Annotated in this window: 19 protein-coding genes; 16 read left to right on the top strand and 3 right to left on the bottom strand. The window is 27.9% G+C overall.

Translation table 11 applies throughout. The annotated features are described in order from the left end of the window. Positions 1-139: 139 nt before the first annotated feature. The 10 genes from BUB01_RS06445 to BUB01_RS06405 all read left to right on the top strand — a co-directional run bounded on the left by BUB01_RS06445 (position 140) and on the right by BUB01_RS06405 (position 9,842). Entirely contained in the window at positions 140-1,024 is an 885-nt protein-coding gene (locus tag BUB01_RS06445; protein ID WP_072985882.1) for a DUF4351 domain-containing protein, read from the top strand. A 150-nt stretch (positions 1,025-1,174) separates the two neighbouring features. Beyond that, positions 1,175-1,414, top strand: coding sequence for a DUF4351 domain-containing protein (locus tag BUB01_RS06440; RefSeq protein ID WP_072985881.1), 240 nt, complete (start codon positions 1,175-1,177; stop codon positions 1,412-1,414). Positions 1,415-1,625: 211 nt separating this feature from the next. Then, a complete protein-coding gene (locus tag BUB01_RS06435; protein ID WP_072985880.1) occupies positions 1,626-2,009 on the top strand; it encodes a (deoxy)nucleoside triphosphate pyrophosphohydrolase in 384 nt (127 codons plus the stop codon). A 391-nt stretch (positions 2,010-2,400) separates the two neighbouring features. Further along, the gene (locus BUB01_RS06430; protein WP_207649981.1) at positions 2,401-3,309 is read left to right on the top strand and encodes a PD-(D/E)XK nuclease family protein; all 909 of its coding nucleotides are present in this window, start codon (positions 2,401-2,403) and stop codon (positions 3,307-3,309) included. A 133-nt stretch (positions 3,310-3,442) separates the two neighbouring features. Beyond that, complete coding sequence (locus BUB01_RS06425; protein ID WP_072985878.1) at positions 3,443-4,225, top strand: GNAT family N-acetyltransferase; 783 nt, start codon at positions 3,443-3,445, stop codon at positions 4,223-4,225. 534 nt (positions 4,226-4,759) lie between these two features. Next, entirely contained in the window at positions 4,760-4,921 is a 162-nt protein-coding gene (locus tag BUB01_RS22855; protein ID WP_143152460.1) for a GNAT family N-acetyltransferase, read from the top strand. 190 nt (positions 4,922-5,111) lie between these two features. Continuing rightward, positions 5,112-6,938, top strand: a complete 1,827-nt coding sequence (locus BUB01_RS06420) for an HNH endonuclease (protein WP_072985877.1) — start codon at positions 5,112-5,114, stop codon at positions 6,936-6,938. A gap of 206 nt (positions 6,939-7,144) precedes the next feature. Next, positions 7,145-8,392 carry an MFS transporter gene (locus BUB01_RS06415; protein WP_072985876.1) on the top strand — a complete coding sequence of 416 codons (1,248 nt, stop codon included), beginning with the start codon at positions 7,145-7,147 and terminating at the stop codon, positions 8,390-8,392. A gap of 16 nt (positions 8,393-8,408) precedes the next feature. Beyond that, a complete protein-coding gene (locus tag BUB01_RS06410; protein ID WP_072985875.1) occupies positions 8,409-8,978 on the top strand; it encodes a hypothetical protein in 570 nt (189 codons plus the stop codon). Between the two features lie 45 nt (positions 8,979-9,023). Then, on the top strand, positions 9,024-9,842 hold the full coding sequence (locus tag BUB01_RS06405; RefSeq protein WP_072985874.1) for a hypothetical protein: 819 nt from the start codon (positions 9,024-9,026) through the stop codon (positions 9,840-9,842). Positions 9,843-9,931: 89 nt separating this feature from the next. Here the strand turns inward: BUB01_RS06405 and BUB01_RS06400 are convergent, their stop codons facing one another. Continuing rightward, positions 9,932-12,274: a M4 family metallopeptidase gene (locus tag BUB01_RS06400; protein WP_072985873.1), complete on the bottom strand. Its 2,343-nt coding sequence runs from the start codon at positions 12,272-12,274 to the stop codon at positions 9,932-9,934. A 494-nt stretch (positions 12,275-12,768) separates the two neighbouring features. Next, positions 12,769-14,145, bottom strand: coding sequence for a S1C family serine protease (locus tag BUB01_RS06395; RefSeq protein ID WP_072985872.1), 1,377 nt, complete (start codon positions 14,143-14,145; stop codon positions 12,769-12,771). Positions 14,146-14,974: 829 nt separating this feature from the next. On the opposite strand from BUB01_RS06395, the gene BUB01_RS06390 reads away from it, so the two are divergent. The 6 genes from BUB01_RS06390 (at position 14,975) to BUB01_RS06365 (ending at position 21,694) form a co-directional block, all read left to right on the top strand. Continuing rightward, on the top strand, positions 14,975-15,931 hold the full coding sequence (locus tag BUB01_RS06390; protein WP_072985871.1) for a GNAT family N-acetyltransferase: 957 nt from the start codon (positions 14,975-14,977) through the stop codon (positions 15,929-15,931). Between the two features lie 69 nt (positions 15,932-16,000). Next, complete coding sequence (locus BUB01_RS06385) at positions 16,001-16,954, top strand: SUKH-3 domain-containing protein (RefSeq protein ID WP_072985870.1); 954 nt, start codon at positions 16,001-16,003, stop codon at positions 16,952-16,954. Positions 16,955-17,186: 232 nt separating this feature from the next. Beyond that, the gene (locus tag BUB01_RS06380) at positions 17,187-17,666 is read left to right on the top strand and encodes a GNAT family N-acetyltransferase (protein WP_072985869.1); all 480 of its coding nucleotides are present in this window, start codon (positions 17,187-17,189) and stop codon (positions 17,664-17,666) included. Between the two features lie 101 nt (positions 17,667-17,767). Then, a complete protein-coding gene (locus BUB01_RS22700) occupies positions 17,768-18,211 on the top strand; it encodes a LexA family protein (protein ID WP_159433212.1) in 444 nt (147 codons plus the stop codon). A gap of 494 nt (positions 18,212-18,705) precedes the next feature. Next, complete coding sequence (locus tag BUB01_RS06370) at positions 18,706-19,314, top strand: GNAT family N-acetyltransferase (protein WP_072985868.1); 609 nt, start codon at positions 18,706-18,708, stop codon at positions 19,312-19,314. A gap of 319 nt (positions 19,315-19,633) precedes the next feature. Further along, entirely contained in the window at positions 19,634-21,694 is a 2,061-nt protein-coding gene (locus BUB01_RS06365) for a methyl-accepting chemotaxis protein (protein ID WP_072985867.1), read from the top strand. Between the two features lie 144 nt (positions 21,695-21,838). Here BUB01_RS06365 and BUB01_RS06360 read toward each other — a convergent pair whose 3' ends face one another. After that, positions 21,839-23,431 carry an FG-GAP-like repeat-containing protein gene (locus BUB01_RS06360; protein WP_072985866.1) on the bottom strand — a complete coding sequence of 531 codons (1,593 nt, stop codon included), beginning with the start codon at positions 23,429-23,431 and terminating at the stop codon, positions 21,839-21,841. Positions 23,432-23,464: the final 33 nt, after the last annotated feature.

Below are 23,464 nucleotides of genomic sequence, written 5' to 3'. Positions count from 1 at the left end.
AAGTTATAGGTTAGAATGAAGTTAATAATTTAACTAGCACAACGAGTTAAATTAATTTTCAAAACAGAATATACATTTGCATAACTCCTCCCAAATTGGCAAATATATTAATAAAAGCCTACTTGGAAGGAGTTTTAAAATGGATTATAATAAGGTTGAAGATGCTGTATTCAAGAAAGCCATGGAGATTTTTAAGGATAGTGCATCAGAGTTTTTTAACTTAGATGTTAAGCTAAAAAAGCCAGCACAAACGGAAATTAAGAATATAGATATTAAGACTAGTGCTATGGATTATCTATTTTATACAGAGACGGATGATTATTTGCATTTTGAGTTTCAAACTACTGATAAAAGGGATGATATAGCAAGATTTTTGTATTATGATGCATCTCTTCATTATATGAGTAGAAAAAATATAAGAACCGTAGTAGTGTATTCATCAGATATAAAGGACGTAGTTACAAATATTAATTGTGGTTCGATAAATTATACATTAGAATGCTTTTATATGAGTAAGCTAAATGGGGATGAAAATTATGAAAGAATTAAAACTAAAGTAGATAATGGAGAAGAGCTAACCGAACAAGATATTATGACATTAAGTTTCATTCCACTTATGGAAAGTGAAAAGAGTAAAAGTGATATTACATTAGATAGTATAGAGATAGCTAAGGATATTAAAAATGAAGAAGAGAAGACTAAATGTTTAACTCTTTTATATGCTTTATTTGACAAGTTTGGAGATGAAAAAGCTAAGAAGAGATTTAAGGAGGTTGTTAGCATGACTGATGTTGGAAGAATGATATATGAAGAAGGTAAAGAAGAAGGAATTTCCATAGGTGAGGCCAATGGAGAAACTAAGGGAAAAGCTGACTTGTTGTTAAAGCAATTAATAAGAAGATTTAAAAAGCTTCCAGATGGATACAGAGAAAAGATTTTAAATCTTAAATTAGAGCAAATAGAGGTTATAGCTGGAGATATTTTTGAATTAGAAAAGGTAGAAGATTTAGAGCAGTATTTTTAAAACTTTCATAATATAAACACTCCTTTCTACGGATTTCGTATGAAGGAGTGTTGTATTATACGGGCAATTTATTTAGAAGATAATGATGACATACTTATTACTAGAGTATGATTTGAAGAATACAAGAATAGAAGTGTAGGTGTATTTAAGATGACAATAGATGAAATAAGAAAAATGCATTATAAAGCAGAGGGAAGAAAAGAAGGAGTTTCTATAGGTGAGACTAAATGGAAGGCAGATCTCTTATTAAAACAATTGATAAAGAAGTTTGAAAAACTTCCAGAAGAATATAAGAAAAAGATTTCAAGTCTTCCAGCAGATAAATTAGATGTAATAGGCGGAGATATTTTTGATTTAGAAAAAGTAGAGGATTTAGAGAAGTATTTTTAAATCTCTAATAATATTATATTTTTACAATATTTCTTTCTATAAAATAAATAGAAAGGAATATTGTCGCAGTATAAGCTTATAAATAAATATTTTATTATGATTTATTAGGTCAAGTGTGTTTATATTCTAGAAAAAATTTGTTAACTCATTACAAAACTTATATAATAAAAATATGGTTTAAGAAATTTATTATTAAGATAGAGGTTGGCATATGAAGACTATAGAGGTAGTTGCAGCTATTTTAAAGAAGGATGATAAGATATTTATTACTAGAAGAGGCTATGGGGATTTCGTTAATATGTGGGAGTTTCCAGGTGGAAAAGTTGAGAGTGGTGAGTCTAGGGAAGAGGCTCTTGTTCGTGAGATTAAGGAGGAGCTAGAACTTGATATTAATGGATTAGAGTTTTTAACTACTGTTGATTATGATTATCCAAATTTTCATCTTACTATGCATTGTTTTATTTGTGAGATTTCTGGTGGAACTTTAAGCTTGAATGCTCATAATGATGCTAAGTGGATTGATTTTGGTAAGTTAGATGATCAAAAGTGGGTTTCTGCTGATATTTTGGTTGTTGATGCTTTGAAGACTAGATAGTGAAAATGATAGCTACTTATTTATTTTTTAGATAGGTAGCTATCATTTTTTTATATATAAAATTATTTGTAGGCATAAAGTCAGTTATGTTTCAGCTTGGTACTGCAAAGGATGTTGATGAGGAAGAGTTTCTTTTAAATAAAAGCTTACTTGGAAGGCGTTTTATTATGCTAAAAATATATTTAAATTTATAAATAATAATTTGAAACTAATACTAAAGTGGTAAAATATAGATATAATTCGATTTAAATGTATATAAACATGGAAAAGAAAGGATTTGAGAGGGAAGAGGGTGTTCTGAATTAGTATTTATAAAAGGTTATTATCTTTATACAGCAAAAATGGGGCTTCAGGTAAGACTCCATTAGAAGACTTTACAACTGAAATAATAGTGGGAACGTTGGAGCAAGATAATAAACTATTAGATAAGTTTGTTAATAAGTTTCTTTTAATAGAGGGTACGGGATTTTCTATTGATTCTCAAGAAAAATATTATCTTCAAGGAGATATGGATTGTATTATAGATATAGTTGTTAAGAATAAAGAAAGCATTTGTTTTATTGAGAATAAGGTTAATTCTTCAGAGGGAGAACGACAGTTAGGACGATATTCAAAAGTTTTAAATGAAATAAAAGTAAATGATAATAAGAATGTGTATTTAAGATATTGTACAAAGTATTATGATAAAAAGGATATTTCAAATATTAACTTTGAACAATATAGGTGGAGTGATGTATATGCATTTTTGAATCAATATAAAGAAAATAAGATTATAGAAGAATGTTTAGAATTTTTAAGGGGTGAAGGTATGTCAAGTGCAGGAGATTTTAATTTTCAAGATTTAATAGTTCTTAGTAATATTAATGCTACAATAGCAAAAATGGATGAGTGTTTAGATATGGTTAAGCCAAAATTAACAGAGTGTTTTGGAAAGCCTTATGAACGTGATTATGAAAGACTTAAACAAATATGTCTAAATGAACAGTATGTTATGTGGAGTGAAAATATTATTGGAGATGGATATTCAGAAGTTATCGTTGGATTTGAGTTTAGAGGTGAGGGTAAAATACCTAAGGTGGTTGTTAGTCTTGTTATTGCAAAAAACAATAGTGAATTTGGGAACATTACAAATAAGATAAAGGAAAATGAAAATATATTTGATGGATGTGTTGAAGATACAAGTGTAAATATTTATTATTTTGAAAAGCCATTATCTGATTTTCTTTCAAGTAGTAATCAAAATAAAGAAATATGTGAGTGGTTTGCTAAAAAAATTGATATTATTAATACATTAAAATAACAGATTGTAATAAATAAAAGCATTAGTAGAGTCTTTGAAGTATTTACTTTTAATCTTGTTTTTCTGGTTTGCTAATATTAAACTATACATATATAATTTGTATAATTAAGAAAAAATTAAAAGGGGGGATTTGATGATACAATTAGAAAAAGTAACATCAGCAGAAGAAAGATTTATTTTAGCTAAAGAGTATATTAAAACTTTAGAATCTCCAATAGATGGTTATTGGGAAAATGTAGTGATAGGTAACGCTCAGTGTTATGTAATTATTTATGATGGAGAAAAAGCAGGTCATTTTTTTGTAGATTCCCATAAGACTTTAGTACAATTCTATATTTTGTCACAATATTTTGTACATGCACCCCAGATTTTTGAATATATTATTGAAAGTGATATTGTGGAAAATGCTGCTGTTTCTACTAAAGAGAAAGAATTTCTAGCTTTATGTCTTGATTATCACAAGAGTATATCAATAGATCAATATCTTTTTAGTGATAATAAAAATACTAAATATGAATTAAGTAATTTTAAGGATATATCTTTCAGATTGGCTAACAAAAACGATATAGGAATTATAAAAATAAAATGTGACCCTGCATTTGACGGTTATTATGAAGATTTAGTAGAAAACAATCAACTATTCGTACTATATAGTTGTGACATTCTGTTAGGAATAGGTGAGTTTAGAATATTTAAGTCAAATGATCAATATGGTGATATTGGAATGATTGTCACAGAAGAATATCGTAAAAAAGGTGTCGGGATCTATATTGTTACCCAGCTTAAGGAACATTGTTATAGGAATAATTTAAAGCCAATGGCTTGTTGCAATGTAAAAAATATAGCGTCTAAAAATACACTAGAAAAGTCTGGTTTTGTAAGTAAGCATAGAATTTTAAATGTTACTTTAAAGTGATATGATAGAATTCTCCAAATATTTAGTTAAGTTACAAAATATAGTACAATATTAAAAAATGATGAAAGGGGAATGTAAGTTGTGTAAACAACTAATTGCTAATATGAATTGTTAAAAATTAATATGTATTTTTTAAGGAGTTTCCTAAGCCTAGTTTTATTTAGGTTTATTTGGTGTACTTTTTATGAATATGGCGGTTAGAAGATAACTTGCTTTACTAGAATTAATTATTATAATATAATATTTTAAATTGTAGAGTTTAAATATTAAGTAGAGCTTTTTATTAAGCTTCTGTTATAAGATTTTGTGTGAGCAGAATATAATGCTTTAATTAATGGGCATTACTTATGTTTATATGTAATTTTTATAATTATAATAGTGGTTGCAATATTTTAGACTGTAAGAAGGCTTTAACTTCTTATGGTCTTTTTGTATTCAAATGGATTTATCTGGTAGGAAAATTCTTTTTCTGATTATCCATAAAATTGTATAGAATTGATGAAAGCAAAAATTAAAGAAATGAGGAGAATTAAAATGAAGCTAACAAAGATATTTAAGGAGTTTCCTGTAATAGAAACAGAAAGGATAAGATTAAGAAAGATAAGATTGGATGACGCTGAGGGATTGTTAGAATATTATTCAAATGAAAAGGTATATCGCTATACTGACTGGTATGGTCCTGAAACTTACCACTAATGGGACCTGAGAGCATTGCTAAAGCATTAAATATAAGTATTGAAAAAGTTGAAAAGATTTTAAATGAAAAGTAATTAAAAATAAGATTAAATAATATTATTTTTAATACAGATTTTATAATTATGTTAATAGTTATTATTTGTAATGGGGAAGTTTTGTAGAGAATTTATGAATTTGGAGGACGATGCAATTGGATGACATAAGGTGTTGTGAGGTGCTAGGATGTAAAAAAACAAGTGAAGACACTAGTATAAATTATTGTTCAGGTGCAGATATGTATTTATGTAGTAGACATAGAAGTCAGTTTTTTAGTAATGGATGCATACTAGAAAGAACTATAAGAGATAATAATGAGATTGATATACATAAGGATTATGCAGAAATAATATTATATGATAAAAATAATAAGGAAAAAGATAGAGCAATTATAGATCTTGAGGATGTTGAAAAATGTAAAGGCTATAGATGGGGGTTGAACGGGAAATATATTGTAACAAAGATAGCAAATAAGGAAGTAAGACTAGATAAGTATATTATGGAATGTAATAATAAAAAATGTATTATAAAACATATTAATGGGTATTTAGATAATAGAAAAGAGTATTTAAATGTAAAAATATCTAGTATAGAAGAAACAACTAAACAGAGTTTTATAAAACATTGTAATGTTGAAGGTTGTGAGAATGATAGTTCTAATAGTAAAGTATTTTATTGTAAGGAATATGAAATGTTTTTATGTTTAAAACATAATGCGCAAATGAGGAGACATGGAAAAATATTATCTCGTACCAAAAAAGATGGAAATGAGATAGTTTTACATGATGATTATGCAGAAATTATACTTTATGATAAAAAAGGACAAGAGGCTTGTAGAACTAAAATAGATTTTGATGATGTTGAAAAGTGTAGATTATACAAATGGTGTTTTGATGGAAATTATGTAAAGACTCAGGCAAATGGACAAAAGCTATATTTGCATAGATATATAATGGATTGTTTTGATTCTGATTATATTGTAGACCATTTGAATTGTATTGAGTTTGATGAAAATTTAAAGAAAGATAAGTTGGATAATAGAAAACAATATTTAGAAGTGAAATTAGAAAGAGAAAATGGTAAAGGGATATCAGTTAGCAAATCTAAAGTTATAGGAGTGAGTAGACTTAGAAATAAATATGAATCATATATACATGTAAATGGAAGGAAAGTTAATCTAGGTTTGTATGATAAAATGTCAGATGCAATAAAACAAAGATTAAAAGCAGAAAAAAAATATGATTTTACAACACAAAAGTATTTATGGGAAAAATATGATATATGTGATAAAACCGATTTGTCTGATATACCTGAATTATATGTTAATAAAATAGATTTAGATAAGGTATCTATAAGATTTGCTAACAGAAGGGCTAATAAAAAAGGTGCGATAGGAAATCTTACATTAGAAGAATATATACAAATACAAGAACTTTTTAAAAGTGCAAAAGGGGAATATGAGTGTGCATATTGTAATACTATTTTAAATAATAATAATGAAGCTCTTGAACATATAGTATCAATAAATAATAAAGGTGCTACTAAAATAGGGAATGTGCTTCCAAGTTGCAGAAGGTGTAACTCAAATAAAGATAAGCAGAAATTTGAAAGATGGTATAGATTGAAGCCTTTTTTTTCGGAATCAAAGTTTAAAATGATAACTGATTATAGAAATAATCCAAAAAAATATATTAGCAATGATGTTGTATATATAGAGCTAATTTTAAGTAGAAGCTCTAATAAATATTTTAAAGCTATAGATAAAAATTTAAACACATATATAACTGATAATAAAGATAAATTTGCAAATAAATTTGGAATATGTTTAGAGACAATTAACAGAGGTTTAAGAGGGGATAAAACTAAGAAGTTTGAATTTTCATATCCAAGTCGGGAAGAATTAACTGTATATTTAAAGAGCAGAGGTTATGATGTAAGAAATTTACCAAAGATATATTCTAAAATTTATCATAGAGAGTAATCTTTAGATATAGAGGATAATTTCATATCAGCGTTCATAAGTATTTATTGTACAATAGCTATTCAAGTTAATAGTTATTGTATTTTTTTAGGGACTATAGGGATATGGTATAATATAAGTAATAATTAGGGGCTTATGAGTACATTTGTAGGTCACCCTTTAGGAATAGACGATAAGCAATTGAAAAGGATTTGTAGAGGTGGTTTATGAATAAAAATTATAAGCATACTATGTACGCAAGTTATGTGGGATATATTACTCAAGCAATTGTTAATAATTTAGCACCGTTATTATTTTTGACTTTTCAAAAAGAGTTTAGAATATCTTTAGAACAGATAAGTCTACTTGTTACTTTCAATTTTGGTACTCAGATTGTGGTGGATTTTTTATCAGCACGATTTGTGGACAAGATTGGATATCGTATTTCTATAGTAGGAGCACATATTTTTTCAGCGGTGGGATTGATTGGACTTGCTGTATTTCCTTATATATTTCCTAGTCCTTTTGCTGGGTTAATATTTGCTATTGCATTGTATGCAATTGGAGGAGGAATAATTGAGGTTCTTATAAGCCCAATTGTAGAAGCTTTGCCTAATGATGCAAAATCTTCAGCAATGAGTTTGTTACATTCATTTTATTGTTGGGGACATGTATCTGTTGTGATTATTTCTACTATTTATTTCACGATATTTGGTGTGGCAAAATGGAATTATTTAGCCATGTTTTGGGCTATTGTTCCACTTTGTAATGCTATATGGTTTACGAAGGTACCAATTAATACATTTGGTGATCAGGAAACAAAATTGCCATTTAAAAAGATATTTAAACTTAAAAGTTTTTGGCTATTTTTTATATTGATGATATGTTCAGGCGCTGCTGAGCAAGCTATAAGTCAATGGGCATCTATTTTTGCAGAAGCTGGGCTAGATGTTTCAAAAACTAAGGGGGATTTGCTAGGACCATGTTTATTTGCAATTCTTATGGGAATATCGCGTGCATTTTATGGCAAATTTGGTGAAAAGATTAATTTGAAAAAATTTATTGAATTAAGTAGCGTACTTTGTGTAATTAGTTATCTTATTACGGTGTTTGCACCAATTCCTATTATCTCACTAATTGGGTGTGGATTATGTGGTTTGTCTGTTGGTATTATGTGGCCAGGGGTATTTAGTTTATCAGCAAGACATTGTCCACAGGGTGGTACAACTATGTTTGCTTTGCTTGCATTAGCAGGGGATGTTGGCTGTTTTGTAGGACCAAGCTTAGTTGGCTATGTTTCTGGTTTTGTAGAAAAGAAAAATATGATGTTTAAAAATTGGATACATATTGATGTTATAACAGGGCTTGGATTAAAAATAGGCTTGTTAAGTGCTATTATATTTCCCATTACTATAATGTTTTGTATATACTTACTAAAGCGTAACTTAAAACAATCTTTAAAATCAAATTGTTAAAGGAAAAAATATTAATATGAAAGAAATTAATTTGGATGAGTACAATAATTTTTTAGAAAAGAGCAGATATATTTTATTTATAGATAATTATGATAAGTTATTGATTTTTAATATTATTGATTTTACAGCAGTAATTATTGAAGACAGTGAAGAAGAAAAGATGATTAAAGATGCTATGCTGAAAAATGGGAATAGAATTGTTAAATATGAATTGCTTAAGTATATAAAAAAAGGCCGACCTATACCAACATTAATAAAGGTTGAGGAAGGATATGAAATATATAGATGTGCAGCAACTGGAGAGACTTTTAAGGTTGAATTAAAACTAAATCCTAAGGTTGAAATAGAACCTGAATATAGATTAGTTTTTGTTTGGAATAATGAGATGCCAGTATTAAAACAAATAGTAAAATTAAGAAACTTATATCCGATGATTGAGTATTCAAATGAAGAACTTTTGAGATTAGGTAGGGGTAATAAAAATGTTGAACTTAACAGAAGATTTAGTCGTTATCAGGTAAATACTATTATTGAAAAAGGCAAAGAATTTGGCCTAAATTTTTTAATTGTAGAATGCTATATTTAGTTAAAAATGAATAATTTGAAACAAACTAAAGAGAGGTAATATTTTATGTGTCAATTAAATTTGTATATGATTCCTAAGAATATTCCACGAGAAAAGGTAATAAGTGTTTTTAAAAAAAATAATTTTTATATTAGAGAAGAAAGTTATTATAAATTTGATGATTTATCAGAAAAATATGAGTTCTATCATATTTCTTCTCATTGTGATTGTAATAGTATTATTTCAAGACTGCAGGAGGAGAATGTTAATAGCTTTGAGGAGTATAAAGTAAAAAAGAAACTTGAAGATACAGATAAATTAAGTAGAATGAAAAAAATAAAATGTTCTAAAGATTATAAGAAAAAAGCTAGAAAATTTAAAAAACAAAAAGAAAAGTTGAGGAATAGGGCTTATAGACTTCATGATATTGTATCAGATTGGACTGATGAAGAGATTGAATGGGGATTAGAAAAATTTCTAGTATCTGAAGAATTAGAAAAAATACGTTCTGCAAATAGATTTGAAAAACTTAACAGGTTGTTTAGGGAAATAGAAAAAGAGAAAGAATATAAAAAAGCTTTTGGAAGGTATAACGAATATATGGATAAGAATAAGGATTTATTTGATTCAATATATTACAATATATCAAAATATCAGAAAGAAATCGCAGAATATGATTTTAGTGATTTTAATGAAGGTTATGAACAACTACAAAATTTATATAGAGATATTTTAAAATTGACAAATGAGATATGTGTCTATCCATTTTGGCAAAATGAAGAACAAATAAAAATAGAGGATAGAAAGGAAGTTAAGATTGAAGATTTGAGTGTTGATGATCTTGTATTTCTTCCTTATAGAAACATTTTAAAAGTGGTTGTTTAATTTTATAAGTTAAAATATTTAATTAGAGATTATGTAATGACCCTTCCTACGAATTCCGTAGGAAGGGCTACTTTTACATTTGTTTATGATTAAGCTCTTTGCCAAAGGGCAGGTACTACATCAGGTGTCCAATTAGCTAGGGAAGTGTGGCCTTGCAAACAGATATAGGTAACATTATTATAAATTACTTTATCACCTGCTTTATATAAAACATTCTCTTTCCAAGTGTCAGTTGATGGTATAGATTGCTTTACAGTTACTTTGATTGTAGAGGATTTAGTTGTTATTCCATCTGAAACATCAACTCTGTAATTATAGGTGCCTTCAGGTTTATTAGTGAAGGCTTTTGTTAAAGTTATTGGATTTTGTAATACATTTACTGATTGAGTTAATATAGGAGTTGTTGAAAGGTTTTCAAAAAGGCTTACTTTTGTGGCAGAATTATTGCTAGGTAATTTTATAGTAAGAGTATAGTTTCCACTATTAGTAGCATTATCAACTGAAATATCTGCAGGTTGCAATATTGGAGTTTGAGTATTGCTAACTGTTATCTTTATTTGTGAAGTTAAAGTATTTGTTCCATCACTAACTTCAGCTACATAGTTATAGGTTCCTTCTGCTTTATTTGAGAATACCTTGTTGATAACGATATCATTTGCTGAAGCATCAATAGTTTGAGATAGAATTACAGTAGAGTTGTTTTCAGTTAATTTTATTGTTTTGGCAGTATTATTTTTAGGAACTGTTAAAGTTAAGTTATAGTTTCCTGTATTATTAGGATTATCTGATGAAAGCTGTGCAGCCTTTAAAGATAGATTTTGACCAGGATCTTGGCCTGGATTTCCACCTACTCCAACATCGTAGAATCCCTTACTAACGTTCCATTTTTCATTTACACCATATAAATCATTAGCTGCTTTTTCAATAGCTGATCTAGCATCTGTGAAATTAGCAGAAGCAAATAAATAAGTTGTTAAAGCTCTATAATAAATTTTAACAGCTTTTTCGGTTCCGATAGAAGTGGCAATGTTGTAGAAGGCTTTATTAGGGATACCAGAATTAGTATGAACTCCACCAGAATCTGCAGTTGTATTTACATATTGAGACATATTGTCAGGTTGTCCGTATAACCTAGGGTTAGAAAGGTTTCTAGCTACTTGTAAAGGTTGGCCTGGAATGCCTAAATCTTCTCCCATAGTCCAAAGGTCGTCAGTTTTATTTTCTATAATAGCACCAAAAACATCAGAAAAAGATTCATTTAATGCTCCACTTTGATTTCTATAAGTTAATCTAGCTGAGTTTGCGGTTACTCCATGGGTAAATTCATGAGCAACAACGTCAAAAGCTTTTGCAAAGTTTCCAGCTATTCTACCATCTCCATCACCAAATACAAGTTGATTATATCCATCAAAATATGCATTTACATAATTTACATCAAAATGAACTGCTACGTTTAATGGACTACCTTGTCCATCAAAGCCTTGCCTACCAAAATTATTTTTAAAATACTCTGCAGCTTTGCTAACATAGTAATGAGCATCTACAGCAGCACGTCCTCTATCTGTATTAAAATTAGTAGTGGAGGATTGAACTGCTGTGCCAGGAACTTCTGTTCCGTTATATGCATCAGCAGTTGTAATTTTTCCAGGACCTGAAACGTTTTCTAGAATGTAGCCATTACTTGTGCTATTTATATTTAAAGTTTTTGTATCGCCACGTTGCCCTATGCCCGTACCAATAGCTGCGTCATGAGCTAAATTATCATATTTATCTATTGTTTTACCAGTATTTCCATCAATAAAAAGCATCCAGTTAAAACCTAGGCCGCTTAGATTAACTTGATATGCAGAGGACCAAGTTTTATTATTTTCATATATAACCGAACTAACATCTTTTTTAGTTATTGCATCCTTTTTTAAACCTGTTTCTACAATTGAATTATCTACAGCTTTATCTTTTGATATTTTAAAGTTTTGAGAATATTTTAAGATAGGAACAGATGGTTCTGTTTGACCATTAATTGTATCGATAACTCCATCTTTATTAACATGAACTATGATTTCTGAACCATAAACAGCAATGTTGTCTACTTCAAATTGGTATTTGTAGTGTGTGAAGCCAAGATTATCTTTTTCTGTGTTGATTAGTTTAAATTCTCCCCCTTTTAGATTAAATGCATCTAAATTTTCCTGTAAATATTTTTGAACTGTAGCACTTGAAGTCACAGGAGATTGACTTAAGTTTCCTGAAATGAATCGTGGTACTTCTTTAGATTCATCCCATTGGACAAACAACTTGTTATCTCCTGTATAGGATTTTGCTTCAATTAATGATTTTAGATACCCTTTCTTTTCTTGAGCATTTGCGCTAATTGGTGTAATCATTGTTGTGGCAAAAAATAATGCCACCAGAAAAATGGTTTTTCTTTTCATAGCTAGTCCCCCTTTTTCATATTATTAATTTATTTAAAAAATCTTAAAATTATAAGATTTTAAATACATATTTTTACTATACAAGGTTTTAGACTATGGTTTTGTTGTTGCATTATTACTAATTTATGGTTAATACTGAATTTAAGCAAGGAATCTTTGAAATGTAATACTGAGATTAATTTGTAGAAATAAGTTGAGAAGTTTAGATAAATTATTTAAGTTATAGAAAAGAATCTTAATATAATATTTAGTGTGAATTAATATGATTAAATATGTATTTTTCTATCTTCATTAAAAATATATGTAAATTGAGAACGTTTAAGAACAATTAAAATAAATATTATGATTATTATTAATAAATTTTTATAAGACTCCTTCCCATGGATTTGTAGGAAGGAGTCTTTATAATTAAAAGATGTAAATAATTATAATGTAATAATAAACATTTTTTTATATATTCACCATTAGTAATAAACTTATTAGTTATTTTTTATTTATTCCATTAAAGTTCCAAATTTTGAGGCAAAAGCTTTTAAATTAGAAATAGGTTTTTTATTAAATACATCGGATAATTTTTTAGCTTTTATACTATCAAAGTCAGTTTTATTCAATTTATCTGTTATATCATAAATATGTTCAATTGAAACTGCAAAATTCAATTCTCCTTCTGCTTCTATCCCTGAAGTAGTTAAACCTAAAACTTCTCCTTTTGAATTAAATAAAGGACCACCAGAATTACCATGAGTTATTGGAATTGAAATTTGTATTTGATTTGCTTTTCCATCATTCCAAATGTTTGATATTATTCCTGTAGATACAGTATTGAATAATCCCTTAGGACTACCTATTGCAAGTGCCTTTTCTCCTTTTTTGATTTTTGACACATCGCCCAATTGAACTGGTTGTCCTATTTTTTTCTTTACTTTAATAATAGCTATATCTACTGTTTTATCAGCTGCAATAATACCTTCTGCTTCATAAATTTTTGCATCATTTGTTCTGATTAATGCATTACAACCGCCATCTATTACATGATAATTTGTTGCAACTATACCAGGAGCTATAAAAAAACCACTGCCTATAGCATATTTGGTATCACCATTTGGTACTAATAAAGCAACTGTTTTAGGATCATTTTCTTGTATTATTTCCTCAATTGCTTTTTCACTATTTGATTGAACATTACCATAAACTTTATTTGAATCCTTAGGAGTAAAATCAGTTACTGTTTCATTTGCCTTAGTCTTATCATTATATCCATTTTGTTTTTCTTCAATTTTTTGTTCCTGATCTTTTATATTATCCTTTGTATCAAGGTAAAAACTCTTTACCTGATAAGTATTTTTATATGGTATAAGCTCTATTGCATATAAAAGTTTAATGTCTTTATTTTGACCTGTGTCTGGTAAAGTTGCATTAACATTCATATTAACTTTAGCAAGTAATGAAGTTATCTTTCCATTTTGAGTATCAACTTTTGCTATATCAAAATCATAATCGTTTACTTTACATTTATATTTACCAACCAAATATTCAAATGATATTACATTTGATGGCATAGCATCTTTTACATATAATTCATCTAATGTACTTGGCGACGCATCATTAAATCCCCATTCATAATACTTTTTAAAATATTTATCTAAAAATTCTTTTACTTTTTTCTTTTCTGTATCATAGTTAGAATTTTTAGTTTGATCATCTATTTTAGATGTCGTTAAGGTAATTTTACCATTTTTAGAATCACTGATACTTGAGTTACTATTACTTTTATTATTTTTAGTAAATTTATTAATTGAACACCCTGACAAAATTGACACTGTTATTATTAATAAACATGTCAAAATCCTTATCCTTCTTTTTTTAAACATCAAAATCTCCTTTTTTCTTTACTTTAATTTATTGCCAGAAATAATTTTTAAAAGTATATATAAGATTTAGTTTAATACTTAAAAATTGTACTGGTATTTTTAATATTGATTATTAATATTTTTTTAAATCCCCTTCCTAAACAATATTTAAATTAGTTTAATTTAAAACTCTATAATTACTAAAACTTTAAAGTTTTAAATACATTTATATGAATTAAATGTAAGAAAATGGATTGCAAAAATGCAAAATATTAGTGCTAGTATAACAAAAATGTGACTTATTTTCAATAATATTGTCGAAGTTTAAATAATTAACATGGAATATATACTATAAATTGTATCATGAATAAGAATAGAAGTTTTTACAACGTGCTTATATTTTATGAGGAAGTAAATAATAATTTTTTAAGATTATAAAGGAAATTATAAGTTACAATTGAAATAAATATTCTATGATTTACGATTTTGTAAATTTAAATTTACTAGTAAATTATTAACTTTAATAAAAAAGTAAGTGTAGAAGGAGAAATTTAGAAGATTAGGTTTGAGTTAATAAGCCATATATGGTATATTAAGTATATAATTTTGAAAGGAGTGGTTGCGATGAAGAAGAATAATGTTTTATTAAATATATACGTGCGACTATTCCAAATTAAGGTTATTTAATAGAGTTATATTTCACTTCTATTATTGATATAAGTTTATTAGCCTTGGAATAGTTCTTAGTACCTATTTCAAGGTATTTTTATATTTAAATTTTCTATATTTAAAAGTAATAATTTTAATATAGAAGCATCATAAAAAATTTATATTAGTAGGAGAGGTAAAAATGATATTTGATAGGTTAGATGAAAAATATATAGAAGATGCAGTTAGGCTTGCTAAAAAACAATATGATATTGAGCAAAAATATATAGACGCTTTATATGAAAAAGATTATACAGATACTTTAACTGGTTTGATTTATGATATTTTTAAGAGAAAGTGTGGCGTAATAGCTGTTGATAAAGGTAATGTATTAGGTTATTTAAGCTTCATTGGAGGCATCAACGGGCAATTTGGAAATGTAAAAGGCTCTTTCTCACCACTATATGCAAATGCTTATGGCGAGGAAGATAGAGGTAGGTTAGTGTCACTTTTATTCCAACATGCATCAAAGGAAATGATTAAAGAAGAGATTTTTAGCTATGCTATTTGTGTATATGGCCATGATGATGAAATTATTAAATCTTTGACAATGAATGGATTTGGTATAAGGTGTAGTGATGGAATACGAAATGTTGACAAACCTTTGAAGGTTAAGGTAAATAAAGATTACTCCTATGAGGAAATACATTATAATGAAGCTGCTTGTTTACTTTCATTAAAAAATGGTTTGGTAAGGCATATGAAAAATAGTCCAACATATTTGTATGATAAGGAATTTACTATAAATGAATTTATTGAAAGATGTATAAATAGAAATTCACGATTCTTTATTGCCAGAGATAAATTAGATATTATAGGATATTTGGAAATTACAAATAGTGGCGAGACATTTATTACAGAAGAGGAAGACTATTTGCATATATGTGGAGCTTATTTGAAAGAGAGTTATCGTGGGAAAAATATATATCAGAGTTTGCTTTCCTTTGTTATTGAAACTTTAAAGAAGGATGGAATAAAAAGAATAGGAGTAGATTGTGAAACAATAAATCCAACTGCTTTAAGATTTTGGGGAAAATATTTTGATAATTATACTTATAGCTTTGTTAGAAGAGTTGACGAAAGAATATTTAGATTTTAAAAATGAAATATTGTAAGGGGTATTTTGTTTATAATTTTTATGAACTATATAAGAAGGGTGGAAAAACTTGTGTATAACAATAATAGTAAATGGAAGTATACTTCTTATGATTATAAAACAATAATATTGGAAATGAACACTATTGATAGAATTATAATAAATAAAAAATATATCGCACTTTATTTTTCTAATGGATTTGATGTAAGAAAAGAAGATAAAAATAATTTTCATAATATAAGTATGCATACAGGTGAAGCAGTAGTATATTTGTATGATGCAAAAGTGGATTTTGATTTTAATAATGTATTTAAAAATATATGTATAAAGACTATTACACCAGATATTAAACTTAATGAGCATAATATATATAAAGTGCATGATATTGTATATAATCTTGATATCGATATAGTTACAATTTTGGGGATGTGTGGAGAAGAATTAGTAGATAGTAATTTAAGTTTTAAATGCTCCAGAGTAGAATTCAGCTGGAATGAGTTTGAATGTGAATCTTGGTTTGAAAATAAAAATAATATGTTAATTAATGAAAGAGTACTTTTGAATGGCAATATACATGAAAAGGTGCAAACAATGCTTGGTATGGCAGGATTTTATAAAGGAAGAAACGTTGATATAGCAAATATAGAAAAATTTTATAAAAAACATAATATTGAGTTATTTCAGGCAGCAAGAGAGTTCTATAAAAAGTACTATGGATTAGCTACTAAATGGTATTTAGATATTGAAGATGGAATAAAGTATCCATATTATGCAGCAGATTTTGAATTTAAAATATATCCACATTCTTTTAGAGAAAATGAATTAAGTGTAAGGAAAGTTGCTAATGAAGATGTATTATTAGTGGGCACCGTTGGATACTATTATCCTTTAGAAATTTATATAAGCAGAAGTGGTAAAATTTATGCGGAAAGTGGATATGGGTTACTAATACATTCATCATTAGAAGAAATGATTGAGGATAATTTATCACGAAAAAAGTTAGAATCAGTTATGATAATGCTGTAATATTATATAGATTTATTTTGATATTAGATTATAGTTTGTTCTTAAATAATTAGGAAGACTGAAATTGCAGGCTTTATTTAAATCGGAGGGAAGTGATGAACTAATGTTATTAGGTAAATCCACAAAACATTTACTCCATGCAAAGTGTTAAGTTGGTGAATTTACATGGAGTAGTTGTCACTAATTGGACTTTGTATAATTTATTTCAAATTCTAAATTATGGAGGTTCAAAATGAAAATAAAAATAATAAAAGAAAATAAAAAGGACTTTTTAGATTTACTTTTATTAGCAGATGAACAAGAAAATATGATTGATAAATATTTAGAAAGAGGCATTCTGTTTGCACTATATGATAATGATTTAAAAGGAGTATGCGTAGTTACTAAAGAGGATGATAGAATCTATGAACTAAAAAATATTGCCACTTATAAAGAAGTACATGGTCATGGATATGGAAAAAAATTAGTTCAGCATATTTTTGAATATTTTAAAAATGATTGTGACACTATGTATGTAGGAACAGGCGACAGCCCCTTAACAATACCTTTTTACAAGAAATGTGGATTCATAGAATCTCATAGAATTAAAGATTTTTTTATAGATAATTATGACAATCCGATTTATGAGTGTGGAAAGCAATTAATTGACATGGTATATTTGAAAAAAGAATTTGGTGAGGGATGTTTAGATAAACATAGAGTTTATAAGTAGAATATATTTCTGAATTTTATTTTGTAGGAATGGTAAATTTTATAGCAGATATAGAACATATGTTCTATATCTGCTATACTTATATATGGAGAGGTGATATTTTGAATTTAGAAAAGTGTTCTACAGAAGATATAATTATTGAACTTACCAAAAGATATAAAGATAATATTGAAGTTTTCAATATTTCTAAAGATGATGTTCTTTATTTGGGGAATGACAGGCTTATTTACAAAGTATATGATAAGCAAGAACTTAGAGTGATTTTGCTAAAAAACGCATTTGAAAGACCAATTTCTTTATATAATGTTAATAAATCTGATTATGAAGAAAATGCCATGACTCCTTCACAAGAGGAGATATATAAGGCTATAAAAGATTTTATAAATATTAATGGGTATCCTCCTACTATAAGGGAATTGTGTGATATTACTGGACGAAGTTCAACAGCTACGGTATATGGTATTATTAAGAGATTAAAATCAAAAGGTTTTCTTGAGAATAAAGCAGATGCGTCAAGGACTTTACAAGTTAAAAAAAGTTGTTAATGTGGAGGCAAATTTATTTGAATATATTATTGCTAAATATGTTATATTTTTAATAATTAAATAAATATTATATAAGTTTATTCATTATTTTAAAGTTTGCGATAAATTAGGAAACTAGAATAAAGGATATTGGTAATACCGTACTCAATATTACATAGAATGTCGGGAAAATGTAATTATATAATGATAGAATTTAATGGAAGTGCTAGCATCAACTTGGGCAATTTTTGAGGTGGTAGGGTCAATTCGTCCGTTACCTAATACAATGCAAGATATACTAAAAACAAGCCAATTACATTAAAAGTGTGATTGGCTTGTTTTTATTTATGAATTAAGTACAAGGTATCTTAGTGAAGTTTTCAATGTTATTATATATATAATGATTATTGGGTATTATTTGTAAAAAAGATGATGATATTTTAATATAAGAAAACAATATTGCTGAATTATTTCAAGACAAATTTATTTAAAAACTGAAAGAAAGGATATTAGTTATGTGTGATGGAAAATGTACAAGCCTTAATGGTTCGAATTCAAAGGCTGTTTTTACAATAGAATGTAAGGATATAATATTAAGAGAGTTTCAAGCGGAGGATTTGGATGCAATATATAATATTACCTTACAGCCTAAAGTAAAGGAATTTCTACCTGATTGGATATCAACAAAGGAGCAACGTAGAGAATGGTTAATTAAATATGACATTAAAGAAAATAGAGAGTTTTTTGAGGCTGCTCCTAATATTAAAGAACAGATTTTGAGATTAGGAATTATATTAAAGGAGACAAATGAATTTATTGGATGGATTGTTTCAGGGTTAAAAGAAGAGCTACCTCCACCAAATAGAGAGATAGGTTATGCTATTTCAAGAGATTTTACGTGTAAAGGCTATGCAACTCAAGCTGTGCAAGGATTAATTGAATATTTTTTTCAAAATACTAATACTGAGGTATTAAACGCTACTGCTAGGACATATAATTCTTCTTCAAATAAAGTAATACAAAAATGTGATTTTAAATTAATAGGTACTATGAATATTGAAGGTCATGATTATCATTATTACAAACTTAATAAAGGTGAATGGGAACACGAAAATATAAATTAAGATAAGGTATAGAGCTGTTGGTGAGATAAACCGATGGCTTTTTTAGTATGTTAATTAATAAAAGATAAAGAGAGAACTATGTAAGTTATAAGCGCATATAATAAATTTTAAAATACATAAGACTGAGTAAATTATTTTTGGGTTTATAGAATGATAATATAAAATTTTAAAAGAGTATTTAAAATTTTATAGTTTTATAGAAAAAAATATATATATGTGCTGACTTTAATGGAAAAGTTAATCAAATTTTAAAAAAATATGATACAATGTAATATATATAGATAAAGATTAAAAAATATGTAATTTGAAAGGAGAAAAAATGAGAAAAGAAAGAAAAAAACAAAAGTTGAGAAATCAATTATTAAAGAGAGTTTTATTAATCGCAATTATACCTATGATTTTTATTTCTGTTGTTGCAGGGACGAACGTTTATAAGCAATCAACACAAAAATATGAAAGTGATATGAAAGATTCAGCATCAGATATCAATAGTACAATAACTCATTTTTTTGAACAAAACGAAAAGATACTTAATCAAATGGAAGCAAATAGTGTCATTAGAAATACTACTAATAATGACGATAGTTCCAAAATAAATTGTGATATTAGAAAAACAAGTAAAGCAAATACAGAGCTGACGAATGTGTATTTTTCAGATCAGTTTAAAAGAACAATAATGGCAAATGTGGATGGAGATCAAGGGGATTGTACTCAGTATCCTTGGTACAAACAAACTATTGAAAAAGATGGGAAAATAGCTTGGTTTAATGTATACAAAGATTTAACGACAAAACAAGATATGATAACTGCTTGCAAAGCTATAAAAAACGATTACAGTGCTGTGATTGGAGTTGTAGGTGTTGATATGAATTTAAAATCTTTAACTAATAAATTTAAGGATTTTAAAGTTGGTAAAACTGGTGAGATTATAATAACTGACCAAACAGGTATTGTAATGTATTCAAATGATGAAAAGATTATTGGGAAGAATATAAATCCTGATAGAAGTAAAAGTACCAAAGATATAAATGGAGAAGATGAGAAGTTTGAGGATGCAAATCTTGCAGGTACTTCTGAACTTTTTAAAACGGCAAAGAGTAATGATTCTAAGTTTGTAGATTTAAACTTCAATGGTGAAAATAAAAAAGTATTGACTATGTCAAACCCAAAAAGTTCTTGGAATACATTTGTTATAGTAGATAAATCGGAAGTGAATTCTGCTATATTTACTACTTTGAGAGTTATGCTTATATTAACAATTTTAACCATAATTGTTTCAATAGTTTTGGTTTATAGAAATGCAAATAAAATTGTTAATCCATTAATTTTGTTAAGTAATAATATGAAGAAGTGTGCTGAGGGAGATTTGAATGTACAATGTAAAATTGACTTTAACAATGAAATTGGAGAATTAGCTGATAGCTTTAACAATATGGTTCTTGATATTAAAAAGTTAGTTACAACGATAAAAGATTCTTCATTAGGCATAATTGAAAATTCTTCTGACATGAATAATAAAACTGAAGAATTAGTAACGTCATCAGGTTTTATTTCAAATATTGTAGCTTCAATATCAAATGGTGCTCAAGCTCAAGCTAGTAGTCTTCAAAATTCTCTTTCAACAACTGAAGATTTTAAGAATGCCTTAGGAGAATTAACTTCTTATAAAAACAATTTTGACAGTGTAAAAGAAGATATGACAGTTAATAATAAAGAAGCCATTTCAGCAATAAATGATTTAAAAGCTAAGAATAGTGAGACCATAGATGGGGTTAAGGTTATAGAGGAAACTATAGAAATGCTTATAAGACAAGCTGAAAGTATTGGGAAAATAGTTGATACTATAACTGGTATTTCTGAGCAAACAAATCTTTTAGCATTAAATGCAGCTATAGAATCAGCAAGAGCTGGAGAAGCAGGAAAAGGATTTTCGGTGGTTGCTGAGGAAATAAGAAAACTGGCAGAGCAATCTTCTGAACAAGCAAATACTATAAGACAAATAATTCAAGATGTTAAAAATATTACAACAACAGTGGCAGATAATATGAAGGATGTATCAGATAATGTTTCTATACAAAATAAATCTGTAATGATAACTTCTAATTCCTTTGAAAAGTTAGAGCTGTCAATCAGGGAAATAGTAAACATTACAAGAAAATTTGGAAATATTATAGATTCTATGAATAATAGTAGTAAGGTCCTAGTAGATTCAATAGGAGAAATCGCTGCAGTTTCAGAGGAGAATGCTGCATCATCTCAAGAGGTTACTGCAAGTATAGAAAATCAATTAGAAGATATTAATAAGATAAAAGGTCAAACTGATATTTTAATGAATGTTTCATCTGAATTTGAGAATGTTATAACCAAATTTAAAATCTAATATATATTAAGCTAAATAAAAAAACTCCATTCCTGCTGATTTCGTAGGAATGGAGTTTTTAGATGTGTGCCAAGATTGAGTAATAACTTGGCAGTGGAAGTTCAATTAATATATTAAAATTAATTAAATTAAAAAACTCACAATTTATTTATAGTTAGGAGAGCCATAACCTATTATAGATGCATTAGTTAAATCATAGGTATGTTCTTGTACTAAATGTGAGGTGTTTCCTTCTATAGTGTAAACTCTCCCATTAGAAACACTTGTAACTAATCCTATATGCTCCCATCTTGCTGAACCAGACCAATCAGGATTCGAATCACTGCGATTAGACCAATCAAAGAATATCATATCTCCTGGCTTTGGAGTATAACCTCTTTTATTATGCCAGCCTCCTTGATTTTTATAGAAAACAGCGCTATTATAACAAAGACCTTCTTTTGGTATAATATCTTGTGAAATGCTTGATTGATATGCACACCAACTAACGAATATATTACACCATGGAGTGGTAGATGAAACTCCAAACCAGTTTGTATATTGTGAAGGACCTTGATTAATTTGCGACATTGCACATGCGATTATTTTTTGCGCCATATAAGAATTGTTTGTCCCACCATACATACAAGCAAGTCTTGTAGTATTACCATAAAAATTTCCTATTACAACTCGTCCATTAATTTTATATGCATCATAACTAGTAAAATTAAATTCTAATTTTACTGCTAGATTATTACCAGAAGATTGTTGCCAACTAAACATAGCAGGTTTCTGATTACCATCACCATAATCATAAATAGCTAAAATTTTATCTTTTTGACCTTTCCCATATTTTGTTGAAGCTACTTTACCAGTTATTGCACTTACAGCAAAACTAGAAGAATCCCAAGATTTTTGTGATGAATATGAACCATTATTATTTATTAATGTCCATGCACTACTTACTGCATTACCATAATCATAGAACATAACAATCTCGGATTTACCATTACCGTCAAAATCTCCTGCTACAACTTTATTCTTAACTCTAGAACCATCACAAGTTTTGCTTTCCCAAGCAAGTCTACCAGTAAAGCTATTTTGTGATGCCTGTGAGAATTCGAACATTCCAGTATCATTTCCGCCATAGTCATATATAAGAGATATCTCATCTTTGCCGTCTCCATTAAAATCTCCTGCTACAACGCCTACAACATTACTACCTGAAAAATTGTTTGATTCCCAAACCTTAGTAGGAGTAAAGCTTGTACCATTATTATTTGCTTTGAATATAAATAATGCTGTTGTTACATTTCCATAATCATAAAATGCGGCTATTTCATCTTTGCCATCTCCATCAAAATCTCCTGCTACAACTTTGCCCGTAATAGCTGAAGCTGCAAAGGATTGTCCTTCCCATCCTGTTGATGATCTCATAATACCAGAATTATCTGCACGGAAAACATGTAAAGCAGTATGAGTTCCGCCATAATCATAGAATGCAGCCATTTCATCTTTACCGTTTCCATCAAAATCTCCTGCCACGGTTTTTCCTTCAATGTTATTTGGTAAATAATCTGAAGTGGTAGCTTTCCAATTATATGTTGCTCCACTTGAAGTGCTATTCACATCCCAAGAATGGATACTAATAGGTTCAGGTTGAGATGCTCTTACTTGGACTGGATTACTAATAAATGTAGAAAATAGAATACTAAGCCCAGCGCCTAAAAGCAATGTTTTTAAATTCTTTAGTTTCATACATATATTCCCCCTTTTAAATTTTTATTTGAC

The organism is Clostridium cavendishii DSM 21758 (assembly GCF_900141845.1).
In the GTDB taxonomy this organism is placed as follows: Bacteria; Bacillota; Clostridia; order Clostridiales; family Clostridiaceae; genus Clostridium_AG; species Clostridium_AG cavendishii.
This window is presented reverse-complemented; position numbering and strand designations above follow the sequence as displayed.

Excerpts from the sequence above, each read along its gene's own strand:
- BUB01_RS06410 (WP_072985875.1), top strand. The coding sequence starts at position 8,409 with ATGAAAGAAATTAATTTGGATGAGTACAATAATTTTTTAGAAAAGAGC.
- BUB01_RS06415 (WP_072985876.1), top strand. The coding sequence starts at position 7,145 with ATGAATAAAAATTATAAGCATACTATGTACGCAAGTTATGTGGGATAT.
- BUB01_RS22855 (WP_143152460.1), top strand. The coding sequence starts at position 4,760 with ATGAAGCTAACAAAGATATTTAAGGAGTTTCCTGTAATAGAAACAGAA.
- BUB01_RS06370 (WP_072985868.1), top strand. The coding sequence starts at position 18,706 with ATGTGTGATGGAAAATGTACAAGCCTTAATGGTTCGAATTCAAAGGCT.
- BUB01_RS06360 (WP_072985866.1), bottom strand. The coding sequence starts at position 23,431 with ATGAAACTAAAGAATTTAAAAACATTGCTTTTAGGCGCTGGGCTTAGT.
- BUB01_RS06425 (WP_072985878.1), top strand. The coding sequence starts at position 3,443 with ATGATACAATTAGAAAAAGTAACATCAGCAGAAGAAAGATTTATTTTA.
- BUB01_RS06440 (WP_072985881.1), top strand. The coding sequence starts at position 1,175 with ATGACAATAGATGAAATAAGAAAAATGCATTATAAAGCAGAGGGAAGA.
- BUB01_RS06380 (WP_072985869.1), top strand. The coding sequence starts at position 17,187 with ATGAAAATAAAAATAATAAAAGAAAATAAAAAGGACTTTTTAGATTTA.
- BUB01_RS06395 (WP_072985872.1), bottom strand. The coding sequence starts at position 14,145 with ATGTTTAAAAAAAGAAGGATAAGGATTTTGACATGTTTATTAATAATA.
- BUB01_RS06405 (WP_072985874.1), top strand. The coding sequence starts at position 9,024 with ATGTGTCAATTAAATTTGTATATGATTCCTAAGAATATTCCACGAGAA.
- BUB01_RS06435 (WP_072985880.1), top strand. The coding sequence starts at position 1,626 with ATGAAGACTATAGAGGTAGTTGCAGCTATTTTAAAGAAGGATGATAAG.
- BUB01_RS06445 (WP_072985882.1), top strand. The coding sequence starts at position 140 with ATGGATTATAATAAGGTTGAAGATGCTGTATTCAAGAAAGCCATGGAG.
- BUB01_RS06400 (WP_072985873.1), bottom strand. The coding sequence starts at position 12,274 with ATGAAAAGAAAAACCATTTTTCTGGTGGCATTATTTTTTGCCACAACA.
- BUB01_RS06365 (WP_072985867.1), top strand. The coding sequence starts at position 19,634 with ATGAGAAAAGAAAGAAAAAAACAAAAGTTGAGAAATCAATTATTAAAG.
- BUB01_RS06390 (WP_072985871.1), top strand. The coding sequence starts at position 14,975 with ATGATATTTGATAGGTTAGATGAAAAATATATAGAAGATGCAGTTAGG.